This is a genomic window from Dactylosporangium sp. CA-092794, assembly GCF_050948465.1.
Taxonomy (GTDB): domain Bacteria; phylum Actinomycetota; class Actinomycetes; order Mycobacteriales; family Micromonosporaceae; genus Dactylosporangium.
The window spans coordinates 5,684,700-5,699,757 of record NZ_CP192044.1 but is presented as its reverse complement, the minus strand read 5'-3'; the positions used below and the strand labels follow the sequence as shown (position 1 = coordinate 5,699,757).

14 protein-coding genes are annotated in these 15,058 nt (G+C 68.9%); 1 reads left to right on the top strand and 13 read right to left on the bottom strand.

The annotated features are described in order from the left end of the window. Positions 1 to 168 precede the first annotated feature (168 nt). The 9 genes from ACQPXD_RS24485 to ACQPXD_RS24445 all read right to left on the bottom strand — a co-directional run bounded on the left by ACQPXD_RS24485 (position 169) and on the right by ACQPXD_RS24445 (position 9,953). Positions 169 to 1,341 carry a TetR/AcrR family transcriptional regulator gene (locus ACQPXD_RS24485; RefSeq protein ID WP_432842335.1) on the bottom strand — a complete coding sequence of 391 codons (1,173 nt, stop codon included), beginning with the start codon at positions 1,339 to 1,341 and terminating at the stop codon, positions 169 to 171. A gap of 145 nt (positions 1,342 to 1,486) precedes the next feature. Continuing rightward, on the bottom strand, positions 1,487 to 2,977 hold the full coding sequence (locus ACQPXD_RS24480; RefSeq protein WP_432842333.1) for a tannase/feruloyl esterase family alpha/beta hydrolase: 1,491 nt from the start codon (positions 2,975 to 2,977) through the stop codon (positions 1,487 to 1,489). Positions 2,978 to 3,126: 149 nt separating this feature from the next. After that, positions 3,127 to 4,623 carry an AMP-binding protein gene (locus ACQPXD_RS24475; RefSeq protein ID WP_432842331.1) on the bottom strand — a complete coding sequence of 499 codons (1,497 nt, stop codon included), beginning with the start codon at positions 4,621 to 4,623 and terminating at the stop codon, positions 3,127 to 3,129. 259 nt (positions 4,624 to 4,882) lie between these two features. Next, entirely contained in the window at positions 4,883 to 5,200 is a 318-nt protein-coding gene (locus ACQPXD_RS24470; protein ID WP_432842329.1) for a hypothetical protein, read from the bottom strand. A gap of 190 nt (positions 5,201 to 5,390) precedes the next feature. Next, positions 5,391 to 6,896 (bottom strand): aldehyde dehydrogenase, encoded by a 1,506-nt coding sequence (locus tag ACQPXD_RS24465; protein WP_432842327.1) that lies wholly within the window; start codon positions 6,894 to 6,896, stop codon positions 5,391 to 5,393. After that, positions 6,893 to 8,215: an alpha/beta hydrolase gene (locus ACQPXD_RS24460; RefSeq protein WP_432842325.1), complete on the bottom strand. Its 1,323-nt coding sequence runs from the start codon at positions 8,213 to 8,215 to the stop codon at positions 6,893 to 6,895. The genes ACQPXD_RS24465 and ACQPXD_RS24460 overlap by 4 nt, the downstream gene beginning before the upstream one ends. 37 nt (positions 8,216 to 8,252) lie before the next feature. After that, positions 8,253 to 9,014 carry an SDR family NAD(P)-dependent oxidoreductase gene (locus ACQPXD_RS24455; RefSeq protein ID WP_432842323.1) on the bottom strand — a complete coding sequence of 254 codons (762 nt, stop codon included), beginning with the start codon at positions 9,012 to 9,014 and terminating at the stop codon, positions 8,253 to 8,255. A gap of 50 nt (positions 9,015 to 9,064) precedes the next feature. Further along, positions 9,065 to 9,580: an alpha/beta fold hydrolase gene (locus ACQPXD_RS24450; RefSeq protein ID WP_432842321.1), complete on the bottom strand. Its 516-nt coding sequence runs from the start codon at positions 9,578 to 9,580 to the stop codon at positions 9,065 to 9,067. A gap of 55 nt (positions 9,581 to 9,635) precedes the next feature. Continuing rightward, positions 9,636 to 9,953 (bottom strand): aromatic-ring-hydroxylating dioxygenase subunit beta, encoded by a 318-nt coding sequence (locus ACQPXD_RS24445; protein ID WP_432842319.1) that lies wholly within the window; start codon positions 9,951 to 9,953, stop codon positions 9,636 to 9,638. A gap of 481 nt (positions 9,954 to 10,434) precedes the next feature. Between ACQPXD_RS24445 and ACQPXD_RS24440 the strand changes: the two genes are divergently transcribed. Next, positions 10,435 to 11,094, top strand: a complete 660-nt coding sequence (locus ACQPXD_RS24440) for a TetR/AcrR family transcriptional regulator (protein ID WP_432842317.1) — start codon at positions 10,435 to 10,437, stop codon at positions 11,092 to 11,094. Positions 11,095 to 11,102: 8 nt separating this feature from the next. On the opposite strand, the gene ribB is transcribed toward ACQPXD_RS24440, so the two are convergent. Genes ribB through ACQPXD_RS24420 form a run of 4 tightly spaced genes read right to left on the bottom strand, consistent with a single transcriptional unit; the run spans position 11,103 to position 15,052 of the window. Continuing rightward, on the bottom strand, positions 11,103 to 12,326 hold the full coding sequence (ribB, locus tag ACQPXD_RS24435) for a 3,4-dihydroxy-2-butanone-4-phosphate synthase (RefSeq protein ID WP_432842315.1): 1,224 nt from the start codon (positions 12,324 to 12,326) through the stop codon (positions 11,103 to 11,105). Continuing rightward, on the bottom strand, positions 12,323 to 12,835 hold the full coding sequence (locus ACQPXD_RS24430; protein WP_432842313.1) for a flavin reductase family protein: 513 nt from the start codon (positions 12,833 to 12,835) through the stop codon (positions 12,323 to 12,325). The genes ribB and ACQPXD_RS24430 overlap by 4 nt, the downstream gene beginning before the upstream one ends. Continuing rightward, positions 12,828 to 13,955 carry a CaiB/BaiF CoA transferase family protein gene (locus ACQPXD_RS24425; RefSeq protein WP_432842311.1) on the bottom strand — a complete coding sequence of 376 codons (1,128 nt, stop codon included), beginning with the start codon at positions 13,953 to 13,955 and terminating at the stop codon, positions 12,828 to 12,830. The genes ACQPXD_RS24430 and ACQPXD_RS24425 overlap by 8 nt, the downstream gene beginning before the upstream one ends. Beyond that, positions 13,940 to 15,052, bottom strand: coding sequence for an acyl-CoA dehydrogenase family protein (locus tag ACQPXD_RS24420; RefSeq protein ID WP_432842309.1), 1,113 nt, complete (start codon positions 15,050 to 15,052; stop codon positions 13,940 to 13,942). Before ACQPXD_RS24420 ends, ACQPXD_RS24425 begins: the two co-directional genes overlap by 16 nt. Positions 15,053 to 15,058 lie beyond the last annotated feature (6 nt).

The following is a 15,058-nucleotide window of genomic DNA, read 5'->3' as shown; positions in this document are numbered from 1 at the left end:
GCCGCCTCCAGGATCATCCATCGGCAGAGACCGGAATCGGTCGGTCGTCCGGTCAACAAGCTACGACGCGTCACGCGCTAAGTCAACGGACGATCAGGCCTCTGGGCCCGAAGTTGGCTGCCCCTACCCTGATGTGCGCGGCATAAGTAAATCCCGATTACCCGCCGATCACTTGTCCGAGCCCGTTGCCCAAGGGCCGTCGTGCAGGATCGCCAGCACGAGGGAGACCAGGTTGTCCTGGAACGACGCGCGGAACGTGAGGCGCGGAATACGGTACATATCGGACACGACAGAGAGGGCGATCTGGACTCGGACCCGCGCCTGCCGTGGCTCGAGCTCGGGCAGCGATCGGGTCAGGAGCGCGACCCACTCGTCGACGTACTCTCGCTGGACCAGCTTGAAGCTGTCCCCCAGATCCGCCTTGCCGATCGGGTCGTCGAGCGTCCACGCCCAGGTCCTCGCAAGACGAACGTACGAGCGGGCGACCTCCCGCAGCAGTTCGCCGGGATCGCCTCCCGAGGCCAGCACGTTGTCGAGACCGAGCCAGAGCGCATGGGCGGCTCGCTCGTGAACGGCACGCAGGATGTCGGCTTTGCTCTCGAAGTAGCCGTACAGGTTCGGACCGGTCACGCCGGCGGCCGCGCCGATGGTGGCCATCGACGTGTCGTGGAAGCCGCGGTAGCCGAACTGCTCGAAGGCGGCGAGCAGCAGACGCTCGCGCATCGACACCGGCAGTGATCGGGCACCCACCCCGTCGAGCTTGGGCCCGGTCGGCGCCAGCGGGGCCGAGGTCACAGCCCGGATCGCGGACCTCACCGCGGGCAGCCGAACAGCATCCGGGGCATGCAGCGAAGCTCTGCTCAAGCAGGACAGCACGGAAGCCAGGGCCCACAGCAGCAAGTCCTGCTGGCCGTTGTCGAGGTCGGTGCGCAACTCCCTGAGGATCGGGGCGAGTGACCGCTGCCAGTTTCGCATCCGGCGACGCAACCGGTTCAGGCTGTCGTCCGACAGGTAACGGACCTCGTGGAGCCACAGATCCGTGAGATACGGATGGTCGGCGATCCGCGCGATCAGCGATTCCATCGTCGCGTCGAAGCCGACCGCGTCAACGGGCTCGCTCAGCCAGGCGAAGTTCTCCGCGACGACGGCCTCGAGGATATCCGCCTTGTTCCCGAAATGCCGATACAGGGCACCGGCGGTGATTCCGACGCGGTCAGCGATCATCGCCATCGTGACGCTCGGATATCCGAGCTCGACCAGCAAATCGCGCGCCGCGTTGAGGATCAGCTGCTTGCGATTGCGAGGGCGTTGCCGGCGTACATCGGTACCTGGGGCTGTCACGTCTACACCTTACGTGCGGCGACCGCCGGAACCCGCGAAGAGCCCGGGCCCGGGACGGCGCAGCGAGTTCGGTGAGCCGGCCCGGGAATCGGGGCAGGAGCGTTCCCCGGCACCGCGGCCCCGGGCCGACTCGACGACGCGATGATTACGACCCCAGATAGCTCCTGCCGCACACGAAGTTCTTGGCGTCGTTGGTGCTGCCGTGGCCCGTGTAGCGGGCGACGAGCGGATACATGCACAGCGGCCGCGTCATGCCGCTCGCCGCGCCCTGACCCTGAGCCGTGGCGAGCAGCCGCTCGGGAGCCTTCGCGTGTTCGACCCAGCTCACGAGTGCGCCCAGGGCACTACTTGAGCTCGGCACCGCGCTCACGTAGCCGGCCGGCATCAGACCTGGATGTGGATGGGTGAACACGAGCCTGTCGTGCCCGCCACCGGAGGCCAGGAACAGCCGCGCGAACTGGCTGACCCTGTTCATCCCTCCCATCCGCGCGGCCACCTTGTCGTAGTAGTCGATGGTTCCCTGCATCGGGATCGAGTTGTCGAATGTCCCTTGTGTGATGATCATCTTCCCGCCCGCCGCCCGGAACGCGGACAGGTCCGGGTCCGCGGCGCCGACACTTCGATTCCACATGGCGACCGACTTTTCGAAGATGCCGGCGAACGACTCGTAGGTGATGGTCCGCCAGTCGAAGGCCGGGTCCTGCAGAACCCAGTGCGTCACCCACGTCAGAGCATCTTGCCGCGGTGCCGGGGTCGTGACCCCGTCCTGGGTGATCGTGCCGGCTGACACGTCCAGTGGCGTTCCGGCGGCGAAGCCGTACCAGAGGAATTCGCCATCCGTCCCCCGCGGGCCCTGCCAGATCTTGTTCACGATATCGGCTTCCTGCGCCGTGATCAGGCCGGAGGGAACCAACGTTCGAGCGTCGAAGCGACAGGCTTGCCAGTTCGCGACGATCTGGTCCCGGACACCGTCGAGCCCGTCGCACGCGGCGATCACCCGGTCGTTCACGGCGGCAAATGTCGACTGCGGGATGAAGTGATGTTCCACGTTCATCACGACCTCGGGCCACAGCACCGCCGGCAGCAGCCGTGACAGGTTGAGCGCGGGCCAGAACACGGCGATGCCGTCGTAGTCGTGCGGGTAGCGCTGCGCCTCCATCATCGCCTGGCGGCCGCCCCCCGAGCCACCTTGGAAGTACGAGAACGCCGGTCCCCGGCCGTAGAAGGCGGTGATCACCTGCTTGGCCGTCACCGCCGTCTGATGGATCGCGAGAGCACCCCAATTGTCGATGACCGGCAGGTTGAGGGTGTTGTCGGCATTGAGCACGAACGTTCCGTCGGTTCCCGCCCCGGCATCCGAGCTCGCGGTCGCGTATCCGCCGGACAAGGAGCACGGGGCGTATCCGCCGCCGACGCCCCAGTCGCAGGGAGCGCCCGGCCCTCCCGCCGAATAGCTCGCGCCGCCGGTCCCGATGAAGCGCCCGTTCCACGTCGTGAGGGGGAGGAACACCCCGACGCGGAACGGAGCACCCGATGCCGGGTCGACGACCGTGAGCTGAACGTCGCAGTACGCCGGAACCGCCCCGGTCGCATCGACCACGGTGGCGCTGGTCACCACCTTGCCGGGCAGCGTCACGCGGGTGAGACTCTGGCAGGAACGAACCGGCTCGCCGCCCGGTGGCCGGGCCGCGGCGGCAGGGCCGGCGGACGCCGGGACGGTCAGTGCGATGGACGCCGCCAGGCCGGCCACCAACGTCCGAGACCGGGACGAGAGACTGAACCTACTCATGCGCCCGCCTTTGCCGGCCAGTACTTCGCTTTCAACTGTCGTTTGAACAACTTTCCCGAATCCTCTCGAGGGAGCCTCTCCTCGAACACGACGACCTTCGGGACCTTGTACCTGGCCAGCTTGTTCCGAACATGGTCCTGGACGTCGTGCGCGGTGAGCTCGGCACCCGGCATCGGCTCGACGTGCGCGGCGAGCGACTCGCCCATCTCCGGGTCAGGGATGCCGAACACGGCGACGTCCTGCACGCCGTCGAGGCTGAGCAGGCAGGTCTCGATCTCGGCGGGGTAGATGTTCACACCACCCGAGATCACCATGTCGTTGAGCCGATCGGTGAGAAAGAGATAGCCGTCCTCGTCGACATGGCCGACGTCACCGACCGTGATGAACCCGTCTCCCCCGTCGATCTCCTGGCGCCTGGCCTGGTTGTTGAGGTAGGTGAAGCCGGGCCAGAACGACGGCGAGCGGCCGTAGATGACGCCGGTCTCTCCGGCGGGAACCTCTTGCTGGTCCGGACCGACGATCCGCAGCGCCGCGTCCCGCACCGGCCTGCCCACCGTGCCGGGGTGCGCCAGCCACTCCGCGGTGTCGCACTTGGTCCAGGGCCCACCCTCGGAGCCGCCGTAGTACTCGGAGAGTATTTCGCCCATCCAGTCGATCATGGCGCGCTTCAGGTCGGTGGAGCATGCCTGCGCGGAGTGGACGACCTCCTTGAGCGAGGAGATGTCGTACTTGTCGCGGACCGCTTCCGGGAGCCGGAGCAGCCGCAAGAACATCGTCGGCACGAGCTGGACCACGTCGACTCTGTGCGCTTCGATCACCCGCAGGAACTCTTCGGGATCGAACTTCGGAAGAATCACGATGTTCATGCCGAGAGCGGCCGCGAAGGTCAGGTTGACGTTCGGCGCGGAGTGGTATAGAGGTGCGGACATCACGGTCGTGCGGCCCGGAGCAAGACCGAGCAGGTCGGCCAGGAACGCGGACAGATCCGACGCGGCCTCCGCCGCGACCGGCTCGCGGATGACCCCTTTGGCCAGGCCGGTCGTTCCGGAGGTGTAGATCACCGCCATCGGCGGGGCACTGCTGAGCTCGGCGGGCGGCTCGCTCTCGTCGATGCAGTCTTCGAGGACGGGATAGCGGCCCGTCAGCGGGACGTCGCCGAGGCGGTACGCCTGCCGAATCTCTTCCGGCACTTCGGCTTCGATGATCTGCAGTCCCGCGGGCATCTGCGCCTCGACGCCGGGAATCAGGTCCGAGTGCACAACGGCGACCTTGGCCCCGGAGTCGGTGAGCAGATGCTTGAGGTCTTCGCCCGTCCAGTGCCAGTTCACCGGCACCGGGACGGCACCGATAGGGCTCGCGGCGAGGTTGACCTCGAGGAAGGCGATCTCGTTGCGCAGCACGATCGCGTAACGGTCGCCGTGCTCAACTCCCCGTTTCCGCAATGCGCCGGCGAACTTCGCGGCGCGGGCCTTCACCTCGGCGATGGTTCTCATCCGCCGGCCGGAGCGGACAAACGGTTCGGTCATTCACGAAACCTCTCATCCGGTACAGGCGCGGATCGGGTGGTCCCGCCTGCACATGGTCTTCGAAGGCTCGTCCCCGCGTTGGGTAAGCGGCCGAGTTGCGCCCCTCGCCACGAGCAGTGAACCTCAATATACATCTCGACCGCCTTGACGACGCTGGAGGCCAGCACCCCAGGCTCAACCTCCGGGCTTAGTGCACCACAGGGAGACGGGCATCACAAGAGCCTTGTTACTTGACATTTACTTCTTGGGGATCCGGTCCGCCGTGGCAGGCGCCTCCACCGTGACCGGTGGTGTCGTCGCCGAGCCGCGAACGTATAGGTCCCGGCTCGGACACGGGGGCACGGTCGGCGATGAGGTCCGACACGTCGAGCGCCGCATGCCGCGAAAGCGCGGCGCAGCGACCGGAAGTCTCCGTGATCATGCGCAACTGGCGCTGACGCCAACGGTTTTTCATGATCACGGAGCGCTGATGTACACCCGTGTACCACAAGTCTCCTGGATCATGAAAAACCCGCAGAACGGCCACCGCGAGCATCATGATCACGGAGACTTACGTCCGCCCCCGCTCTGCCGCCCGCGTGACACTCCCCGCAGCAGCCCGGGCCGGCCTGCCGAGCGGCCCAGCCGCCCCGGACGCGGACGGAGGTCCTGACCCGGCTAGGCACTCGCCGCGGCAGATCTCCAGCGGCCGTTCAGCGCTCCGCCGTAGCGGTCGCACGGGAACAGCTGCAGCGTCAGCCCTCGGTACGGGCGTCCGCAGGGGTAGCGTTCAGGATGATCGTCTTCGACTCCAGGTAGGGCAGCAGCCCGTCACGGCCGCCCTCCCGACCAACGCCGGACTGCTTGAAGCCGCCGAATCCGATCCCGAAGTCGGTACGAAAGTCGTTGTGCCCCACGGTGCCCGAACGGAGCTGTCGGGCCACGGCCAGCGCCCGGTCCACATCATCGGTGAAGACGGAGGCGTTGAGCCCGTAAATGGTGTCGTTCGCCGTACGAACTGCGGCGGCCTCGTCGTCGACGGGGATCACCGTCAGGACCGGACCGAAGATCTCTTCGCGCGCGATCGTCGAGGAATTGTCGACGTTGCCGAAGACCGTGGGTTCGACGAACCAGCCGCGATCGAGGTGCCGCGGACGGCCGCCACCGGCCGCGAGCGTTGCCCCGCTGGCTTTGCCCTGCTCGATGTAGCCGAGCACTTTGTCGCGCTGCCGGCGGACCGAAAGCGGTCCCATCTCCGTCGTGGCCTCGAACGGGTCACCGACGCGGACCGCGGAGAACGAGGCCGCGAGGGCATCGAGGAGCGCGTCGTGCCGATGCCGGCTGACGATGATCCGGGTCAGCGACGAGCAGACCTGGCCGGAGAGGAAGCATTCGGCACGCGACAGCGCGAGCGCGGTCTGCTGTAGATCGGCGTCGTCGAGCACGACCGCGGCGGACTTGCCGCCGAGTTCCAGCGTGTAGCGCGCGATGCGGTTTCCGCACAGCGATGCGATCCTCCGCCCCGCGGCCGTGGAGCCGGTGAAGGCGATCTTGTCGACTCGCGCATCCGTCACCAGGAGCTCGGACACCTCCCGATCGGCGGTGACGACGTTCAAGACACCCGGCGGCAACCCGGCGGCCTCCGCGACCTCGGCCATGAGGTAGGCACCGCCGGGTGCCTCCGGTGATGCCTTGAGGACCACCGTGCAGCCCGCGAGCAGGGCTGGAGCGATCTTGTACGCGATCAGTTGCATGGGCGCGTTCCACGGCACGATCGCACCGACCACGCCGACCGGTTCGCGGACGAGCAGGCCGTACTCTCCCCCGCCGCCCGGTGTGGCGCGCTCGGCGAAGGGGAAGTCGTCGGCCAGACCGGCGTAGTAGTCGTAGACCGCCGGGAGCGTCCCGATGCTGAACCGGGCGATCCGATGCACGACCCCGGCCTCGCGTGACCAGATACCACTCGCGTCGTCGACGCGGCCGCGGATGCCGTCGGCGATCGCGCGCAGGTAGCCGGCTCGCTCCGCGTGGGTGAGACCGGGCCACGGGCCCGTGTCGAAGGCGGTCCGCGCCGCGGCGATCGCCCGTGCCATGTCGGCCGGCTGCGCGTCGGCGACCCTCAGGTACAGCTCCTCCGTCGTCGGGTCGACGACCTCGATTGTGGCGGTCGTCGACGGGGCGACCCACTCCCCTGCGATGTAGAACTGGTCCGGCCGCCGCAGCGGAGCGTCGCTTCGTGCTTGGTGGCTGGTCACGGTCATACGGTTGCCTTCCGTGGGGCCGCCCGTAGCGGCGGCGGATCAGAACCTCCGGGCGCGCACCGTGACGGGCGAGGCAGCAGTGCCGACAAGCCACCCTGCAGCGACTGATAGACGTTGATCAACTCATGTCCGGACGGAATCTCCGCAAAGCCGCGAACGTCGTACCCCTTGGCCTGCAGGGTGTCGTAGAAGGTCCTGGCGGCGCTGACCAACGTGGTGCCCGGGGCCACGCCAGGCGCATCCACAGCAACGTCCTCCAGCTGCCCCGCGGACACGTAGAACGCGGTGTCGGTCACCGGGGCTTGGCGGTACTGCCGGGTGAGCCACTCACCGGGCTCGGCGCCGGGATCGGGAGTGAACCAGAGCACGGCGGACAGCGGCATCGCCGCGCCGAAGGCGTCCGGCCGGGCCAGCGCGATGTGGGCGGTTGCCAGACCGCCCATGCTGAAGCCGCCGATGACCCGATGTTTGCGATCCTCCGGTACCCCGTACTTCTCACGCAACAAGGGCAGCAGGCGATCTGCCAGCGCATCGGCCAAGGCCGGGTTGCAGGCCATCTCCGCCATCCGGGAGGTCAGCGTCAGGTTGTGCCAGAAGACCACTCGGACAGCCGGCAGCAGTCCGGCCTCGACGGCGACGTCCAGCCTTCGGTGCAGTTCACCGCGCAGCAGCACGTCGCCGTCGAGGAGGACCACGAGCGGCAGGCTGTCCGCGGGCCCGGCGCTCCTGGGCTGGTAGACGCTGATCCGACGGCCGTCCAGCTCGTGCTCGTCCAGCGGCGGGGCCGGGGCATCCGCGGTGTCGGGCCGGTAGGTGCTGTCGGGAAGCAGGAGCACGGAGTCGACGGCTCTCCCCGTTGCGAAGTCGACCTCCCGCGGCATCCGGCCCGGGTTGAAGGGATCGACCCTGCTCGCTGTCTCGATCGCGACCTGGAACCGCTCCGCCGCCTGCGGGTCGGAGTAGACCTCCATCATCTCGGCGAGCGTCTCACCGACCGCGGGTGGATCGCACAGGAAGCTGTAGGCAACGGCCACAGTGGACGGTGCGCGCACGGTCAGATGCCACACGTCGGAGCCGGCGATCCGTTCCATGGGCGCGGCGATCTTCGGCTGGGCCAGCCGCAGCAGGCTGGTACGCAACTGCACCGAGGTCACGTCGGCGACGTACACGAAGGTGACATCCACCTCGGCAGCCGACACCCGCTCCACGAACGGGCCACCGGCGGTCTGCAGGTCGGCGCGCAGGGAGTTCAGGGCTCCCGCCGGATCCTCGGCGAGGTCGGACGCGAAACGGGCCACGCGGGCATTGGTCGCGGCCATGGCAGCCTCCATTGTCGGTCTATGGTTGGGGGTCAGCTCAGCGTTTCGGGGTACCGACCGCACTGATGTCGAAAACGGTGCCGGTGACGGTCGCGGACTCCGACCGCGCCGCCAGCAACACGTAGGTGCCGACATACGCCTCCGGCCGCGGCGCGAGATCCAGCGCGGAGAACCGTTTCATCGCATCCTCGTTCGGCAGCACGTCGGTGATGGAGCGGTCCTGCAGGCCGAGGGCGTCCGGGCCCCGCAGATCCGTGGACATCGCCCCCGGCGCCACGGCGTTCACCCGCACCTCAGGGGCGAGCTCGTACGCCAGCTGCCTGACCAGCCCCACGCCGGCGTGCTTGGAGGCGGTGTACAACGCGCCGCCGCCGCGGGGGTAGAACGCCGCGTTCGACAAGCTGAAGATCATGGCGCCGCGGCGCTCGATCAGCGCCTCGGCGGCGGCCCGGGCACCGATGAGGTAGCCCTTGACGTTGACATCGAACAGTTCCCGGTACCCGTTCTCCAACTCGGTCATGCTCATGTCGAGCAACCGCCGCCCGAAGTCCCACAGACCCGCATTGCCGATGAACACGTCCAGGCCGCCGCCGGCGTCCACGGCCGCCGCGACGGCGGCGAGGTTGTCGCGCTGGGACGTGACGTCACCGGCGACGACCCGGACGGCGTCGCCGTGCTTGGCGGCCACCTCACCGAGCCGATCTGCGGACCGGTCGAGGATCGTGACCACGGCTCCTTCCGCGACGAAGCGGTCGACGATCGCCCGCCCGAGCCCCGATGCGCCCCCGGTGACCAGCACCGATAGGCCAGCAAGCCGACCCGGCCCATCGGCGTACCCTGATCCGGGCATCACGAGCGCTCCTCGACGAGCCGCCGGAAGTTCTCCTTCGACGGATCCTCGTAGGTCTGGAAGATCGTGCGCATACCCTCCGACATGCCACTGGGTGCCAGGACGTTCACTCCCCAGATGCCCGAACCCATCATCACGAGGTGCGACACCCGCTGCGGGTGCGCGGTGGCCAGCACCATGCCGACGGCACCGCCCATGGAGTTGCCGACGATCGCGGCCCGGTCGATGCCCATCGCGTCCATCAGCTGGACCATCGCCCGGCCCTGGTCCCGCCCGGTCTCGACACTCTGCGGGGACGAGTCGCCCCATCCGGGCATCGTCACGGCGATGCAGCGGAAGTTCGACGCCAGTCCGCGGATACTCGGCTCGAAGTTGGACCAGCCCGTTGCCCCCGGCCCGGTGCCGTGAATCATGAAGACGGGCGGCCCGTCCCCCGCCTCGTTCACCTGGATCTCGTAGTCCGTGGTGGTGATCAGGCGGTAGGTGGACTCGTAGGTGATCGGCAACGCTGTCACAGCGTTCTCCCTCCGGGCGGCACGCCGGGATTCCTGTGCGTTCGTAATTGACCGCTCACCGGCCGGCCGGATCCACGACCAGGACGTCGGTCCCGTCGATGCGGACCTCATGGGTACGGAGCGAGACCGTGGCGGGCGGGCCGAGCACCTTGCCGGTCTTGATGTCGAACTCGCGATGCAGCTGACGCCGGGGCATGGTGCGGCGCAGCGGCATGAAGTAGTGGGTGTCGTCGGTGAACAGCCGGACCCACTCGTCGTAGCGGTGGCTGTCGAGGAGTCCCGCCTCGTGGTAGTAGAACTGCTCGACCTCGTGCTGCAGGAGCACGGAGCGGATCGCGACGTCCTGATCGGCGCTGGGCGCGTCGTTGTTCATTGCCGGTCCTCCGGTCAGATCCGGTCGCCGGGGACGGTCCGCTCCCGCAGTTCGTCCCACGTCGGGTTGCGCAGCGCCGGCGATCGATCTCACCGCGCTCCAGCGAGACGAGGGAGTCGAGCTGATCGGCGATGTTCGTCGTTGAGTTCATCAGTGTTCTGCTCCGTACCGTGGGGGTCAGTGCGCGTGGTTGCGGTCATGGCCCCAGAATTGGGCGGCATCCCAGTTCGTCACGGTCCAGGTCGCATCGTCGATCAGCTTGCCGAATGTAAAGGGCGCTCACGTAACCCACGACTTCTCCTCAGTTCCGGCACGACGCGAGCGGAAGGGCGGGCCCCGCAGGCCCGTCCGGTGACCACACACAGACCACTGCGGATCACGTGTCGCGGCGCCACCACTCCAGCCTTAAGTCAGAGTGGACTCTTACTTAATGGAGGGTAGGGTGGTCCCCATCACAAATGCAAGTACCCGAGGAGAACTGGTGTCGGAGGACCCCTCGCCCCCGCGCCGCAGCCGCGGACCGCGATCCGACGCCCGGCGCAGCATCGAGCGCATCACCGCGGCCGGCGAGCGACTCCTCGACCGCCACGGGCCCGGCGTCACGCTCGAAGAGGTGGCCCGGGAGGCGGGTGTCGCGCCTGCGACGCTCTATCGGCACTTCCCCAGCCGCATGCACCTGTTTGAGCACATCCACCGCGGCCACGTCGCCCGCCTCGCATCCAGTGCGACCGAGCTGATGGCGACCCGCGAACCCTTCGACGCCCTGACGCACTGGCTCCGGGACTTCGTCGCCCTGGGGCTCGAGGTGCGGGGAGTGCTGACGTCCCTGCTGGCCCAGGGCCTGCGCGAGAGCGACCCCAAAGCCAACGCGGAGTGGGGATTCGGGGTGCTCGTCGAGGCTGCCGGCGCGCTGCTCGACCGGGCCCAGCAGGCGCATACCGTCCGCCCCGACATCGGCACGATCGATCTCGTCACGCTGATCAGCGGGGTCATCCGCGCCGTGGAGGCCGCGCCCATGACGGAATCGCCCGACGTGCGCCAGAAGCGGGCAGACCTGCTCCTGCTCGTCATCATCGATGGCCTGGCGGCCACCTCGGGAACGAGCCGGCCGCCAGCGCCACGCCGGACCCCACGTCGCTGAAGTTCAGATCACGGGCTCGGTCCGTCCACGACGCCGACCGATTCCTCCCGCGTCGGCAGCGGCTCAACGGTCGCGATGCTCAACCCGAAGCCGGCCAGACCGGCCCGCCGAACCGGGTTGTTGGTCAGCAGGCGCATCGATCGGACCCCCAGGTCCGCGAGGATCTGGGCGCCAGGCCCGTAGTCACGCGGGTCGGAGCGCGCGGGCAGAGCGCCGTGTGGTGCGCCCGAGCCCAACCGGCCGGCGTCGATCGCCTCGTACTCGCGCAACTTCCGCACCATCCCGGTCGGTATGCCTTCGGGCGCGCGGATGTACAGCACGACGCCGCGCCCGACCCGGGCGATCTTCGTCAACGCCGCGGAAAGCTGTACGGAACAGTCGCAGCGCAGTGAGCCGAACACGTCGCCGGGAAGGCATTCCTGCTGGACGCGGACGAGGATGTCGCGGCCGTCGCCGATATCGCCACGGATGAAGGCGACGTGCTCACGACCGTCGTAAGTGGACGAATAGCCCACCGCGGTGAACTCGCCTTGGGGCAGCGGGATGCGAGCCTGTGCACCACGCACCACCAGGCGCTCGAACCGCCACCGATACGCGACGAGGTTCGCTATGGACACCATGGCCAAGCCGTGGCGGTCGGCGAATTCGTGCAGCTCGTTCGCACGCGCCATACCGGTCGGCTTCTGCTCGCTGACGACCTCGCACAGCACGCCGGCCGGCCGCCGGCCGGCGAGCACGGCCAGGTCGACCGCCGCCTCGGCCTGTCCTGGACGCCGCAGCACACCACCCGCTTTGGCTCGCAACGGTACGACGTGACCAGGGCGGGACAGGTCGGTCCGATCGGTCCTCGGGTCCGCGAGCAGGCGGATCGTTCGGGCCCGATCTCGGGCCGAGATACCAGTGGTGACTCCCTCGCGAGCATCAACCGAAACCGCGTACGCATGACCACGGCGAACCTGATTCGCCGGGAACATCGGCGGCAGGTCCAGCCGGGTGGCGTCGTCCTCGGTCAGCGCGACGCACAGGAACCCGGACGTGTGACGCACGACGAAGGCGACGAGCTCAGCGGACGCCATGTCGGCGGCAAAGATCAGGCTGCCCTCGTTCTCCGGGGCCCCGTCGTCGACCACCACGACCGGACGACCGGCGGCGATGTCGGCGATCGCCCGGTCGATCGGATCGAGCCGGATCGGCCCGTGCAGGACCCCTTCGGTGGACCGGGACCGGCTCATGTGAGCAGTCCGGCTCCGGACAGCGGTACCACGCCGGCGAACGCGCTGCGGTGGAAGATCAGCGGGGCGGCGTCCAGGTCGACCGTGATCGAATGTACCCGCAGGGTGACGAGCAGGTGGTCCCCCGCCGGCACCTCCTGCTCGATCGAACACTCGAACCGGGTGGGCGCGCCATCGATGTAGACGGCGCCGCTGTCGGCGATGTGCGTCGTCAGCCCGACGAACCGGTCGCCCTCGCGGGCGGCCAGCTGCCGGGCCGCCGGGCCGTGCCCGGAGCTCAGCACGCTGATGCCCAGCGCGGGCATCGCGCGCAGGACCGGCCACGTGCGGGACGACACCTGCACCGACAGCCCCACGAGCGGCGGGTCCAGCGACACCGGGATGAACGTGCTCACCGCCATTCCGGTGCGCGTACCGGCGGCATCCACGCCGCAGACGGCCACCACGCCGCTCGGGACGGTGCCGAACGCAGTGCGCAGCGACGCCGCGCCCAGTTGTTCCTCAACCATGATCTACCCCTTTCGTCGGCAGCCCCCAGGCCGTGAGAATCTCGGCGCCGTCCTGGCCCGCTCGGGAGGGTCCGGGACGGGCAACCCGCCCCGGTGTACGGCTCAGACGTGGAGCGGGGGCCGGCTCGATCCCCGCATTGGTGCTGATGAAGGTGCCGCGCTCGATATGAAACCGGTGATGTACCGCCTCCTGCGGCGACAGCACGGGCGCGACGCAGGCGTCCGACCCGGCGAACACGGTCTCCCACTCGTCCCGCGTCCGCTGCCGGAACAGCGACTCGAGCCGCCGCCGCAGCGCCGGCCATCGGCTGCGGTCGTGCTGCGCTGCCGGGTCGTGGTCGGCGATACCGAGCCGGCCGAGGAGGTCGGCATAGAACTGCGGTTCGAGGGCGGCGACAGCGACGTAGCGGCCCTCGGACGTTTCGTACGTCGCGTAGAACGGCGCGGACCCGTCGAGGTTGTTCTGTCCGCGGTCCCGTGCCCACCTGCCCTGGTTGATCAGGGCGAACACGAACGTGCCGAGCAGTGCTGCGCCGTCGACCATCGCGGCGTCGACGACCTGGCCCCGTCCCGAACGCGTGCGCTCGAACAACGCGGCGAGAATCCCCAGCGCCAGCAGCATTCCCCCGCCGGCGAAGTCACCGAGCAGGTTGAGCGGCGGGCTCGGCGGCCGACCCGGCACGCCCATGGGTTCGAGCACACCGGCCATGGCGATGTAGTTCAGGTCGTGCCCGGCGGCGGACGCGAGCGGGCCGGTCCGTCCCCACCCGGTCAACCGGCCGTAGACCAGGCCGGGGTTCGAGGCACAGCACTCGTCCGGACCCAGGCCCAGCCGCTCCATGACGCCCGGCCGGTACCCCTCGATGAGCACGTCGGCGCGGTCGACCAGCCGGCGGGCAAGTCCGGACTGGCGCTCCTCCTTCAGATCCAGGGCGATCGAGCGCCGCCCCCGGCCGAGAACGCTCACCGGTGGCGCGGGATCACCCGGGCGGTCGACCCGGACGACGTCCGCGCCGAGGTCCGACAGCAGTTGTCCGGCGAACGGCGCGGCCGCGATCCCGGCGAACTCGACGACCCGGATGCCGTCCAGCGGGCCGGACCCGTTCACAGGCTGAGGCATCGCGCCACCCGCTCCAGCTGAAAGGACGCGCCGCCGAACAGGACATTGCCCGCGATGGCGTTCTTGTAGTAGAAGTGCGCGTCGTGCTCCCACGTGTAGCCCAGGCCGCCGTGCAGGAGCATCGTCGTCATCGCCGCCTCCACATAGGATGGTGAGGTCAGCGCCCGGGCCGATGCGGCCGTCAGGGTGAGGTCGGGCGAGTCCTGGTCGGCCGCCTCCGTCGCGGCTCGCAGCGCGGCGTCGCCGAGCGCCCACGACGTGTACATGTCGGCGAGCTTGTGCTTGACACCCTGATAGGCCCCGATGGGCTGACCGAAGGTGAAGCGGGTCTTCGCGTATTCGACGGTCATCGTGAGGCACGCCTTGATCGCGCCGAGCTGTTCGGCGGCCAGTGCGAGGTTGGCGATGTCGACCACCCGGTCGAGGATCTCCGCGGCGTTGCCGGCGACGGGAACGGCGGGGCATCCCTCGAACGTCACGCTCGCCAGGCTCCGGGTTGGATCAATCGCTTTCTCGCGCTCGACGACGAGCCCGGCGGCGGTGGCCTCCACCAGATAGAGTCCGGCCGCGCCATCCCGCAGCGCGTGTACGAGCAGGACGTCGGCTTCCGATCCGTTGAGCACGGCCGACTTCCGTCCCGTGACGCGCAGATCGGACCCCGCGCCGGTCACCACCGTGCGCGGGCGGGCCGCCACCCACGGCTCGGCGCCCGGCTCGCTGACGGCCAGCGCACCGACGACCCGGCCGTCGGCGATTCGCGGCAGCCAGCTGAGCTTGATGTCCTCGTCATCGCCGGCCGCCAGCGCCGTCGCCGTGAGCACGCCCGACGCCACGAGTGGCGACGGCACCAAGCCGGCACCGAGCTCGCGCAGCGCGACGGTGAGATCCGCCCACGACCCGTCGGCGCCGCCGTACTTCCCGGGTACGAGCACGCCGGCCAGCCCGAGGTCGCGGCTCAGCACCCGCCAGACGCCCGCGTCGAAGGCATCGTGGCGACCCACGACCTCCCGGACGGCGGACAGCGGTGTCCGCTGGGCCACGAAACGCCGGATCGACTCGGCAAGCCCGAGCTGTTCGGGGGTGTGCACCAGCGACATCGCGTC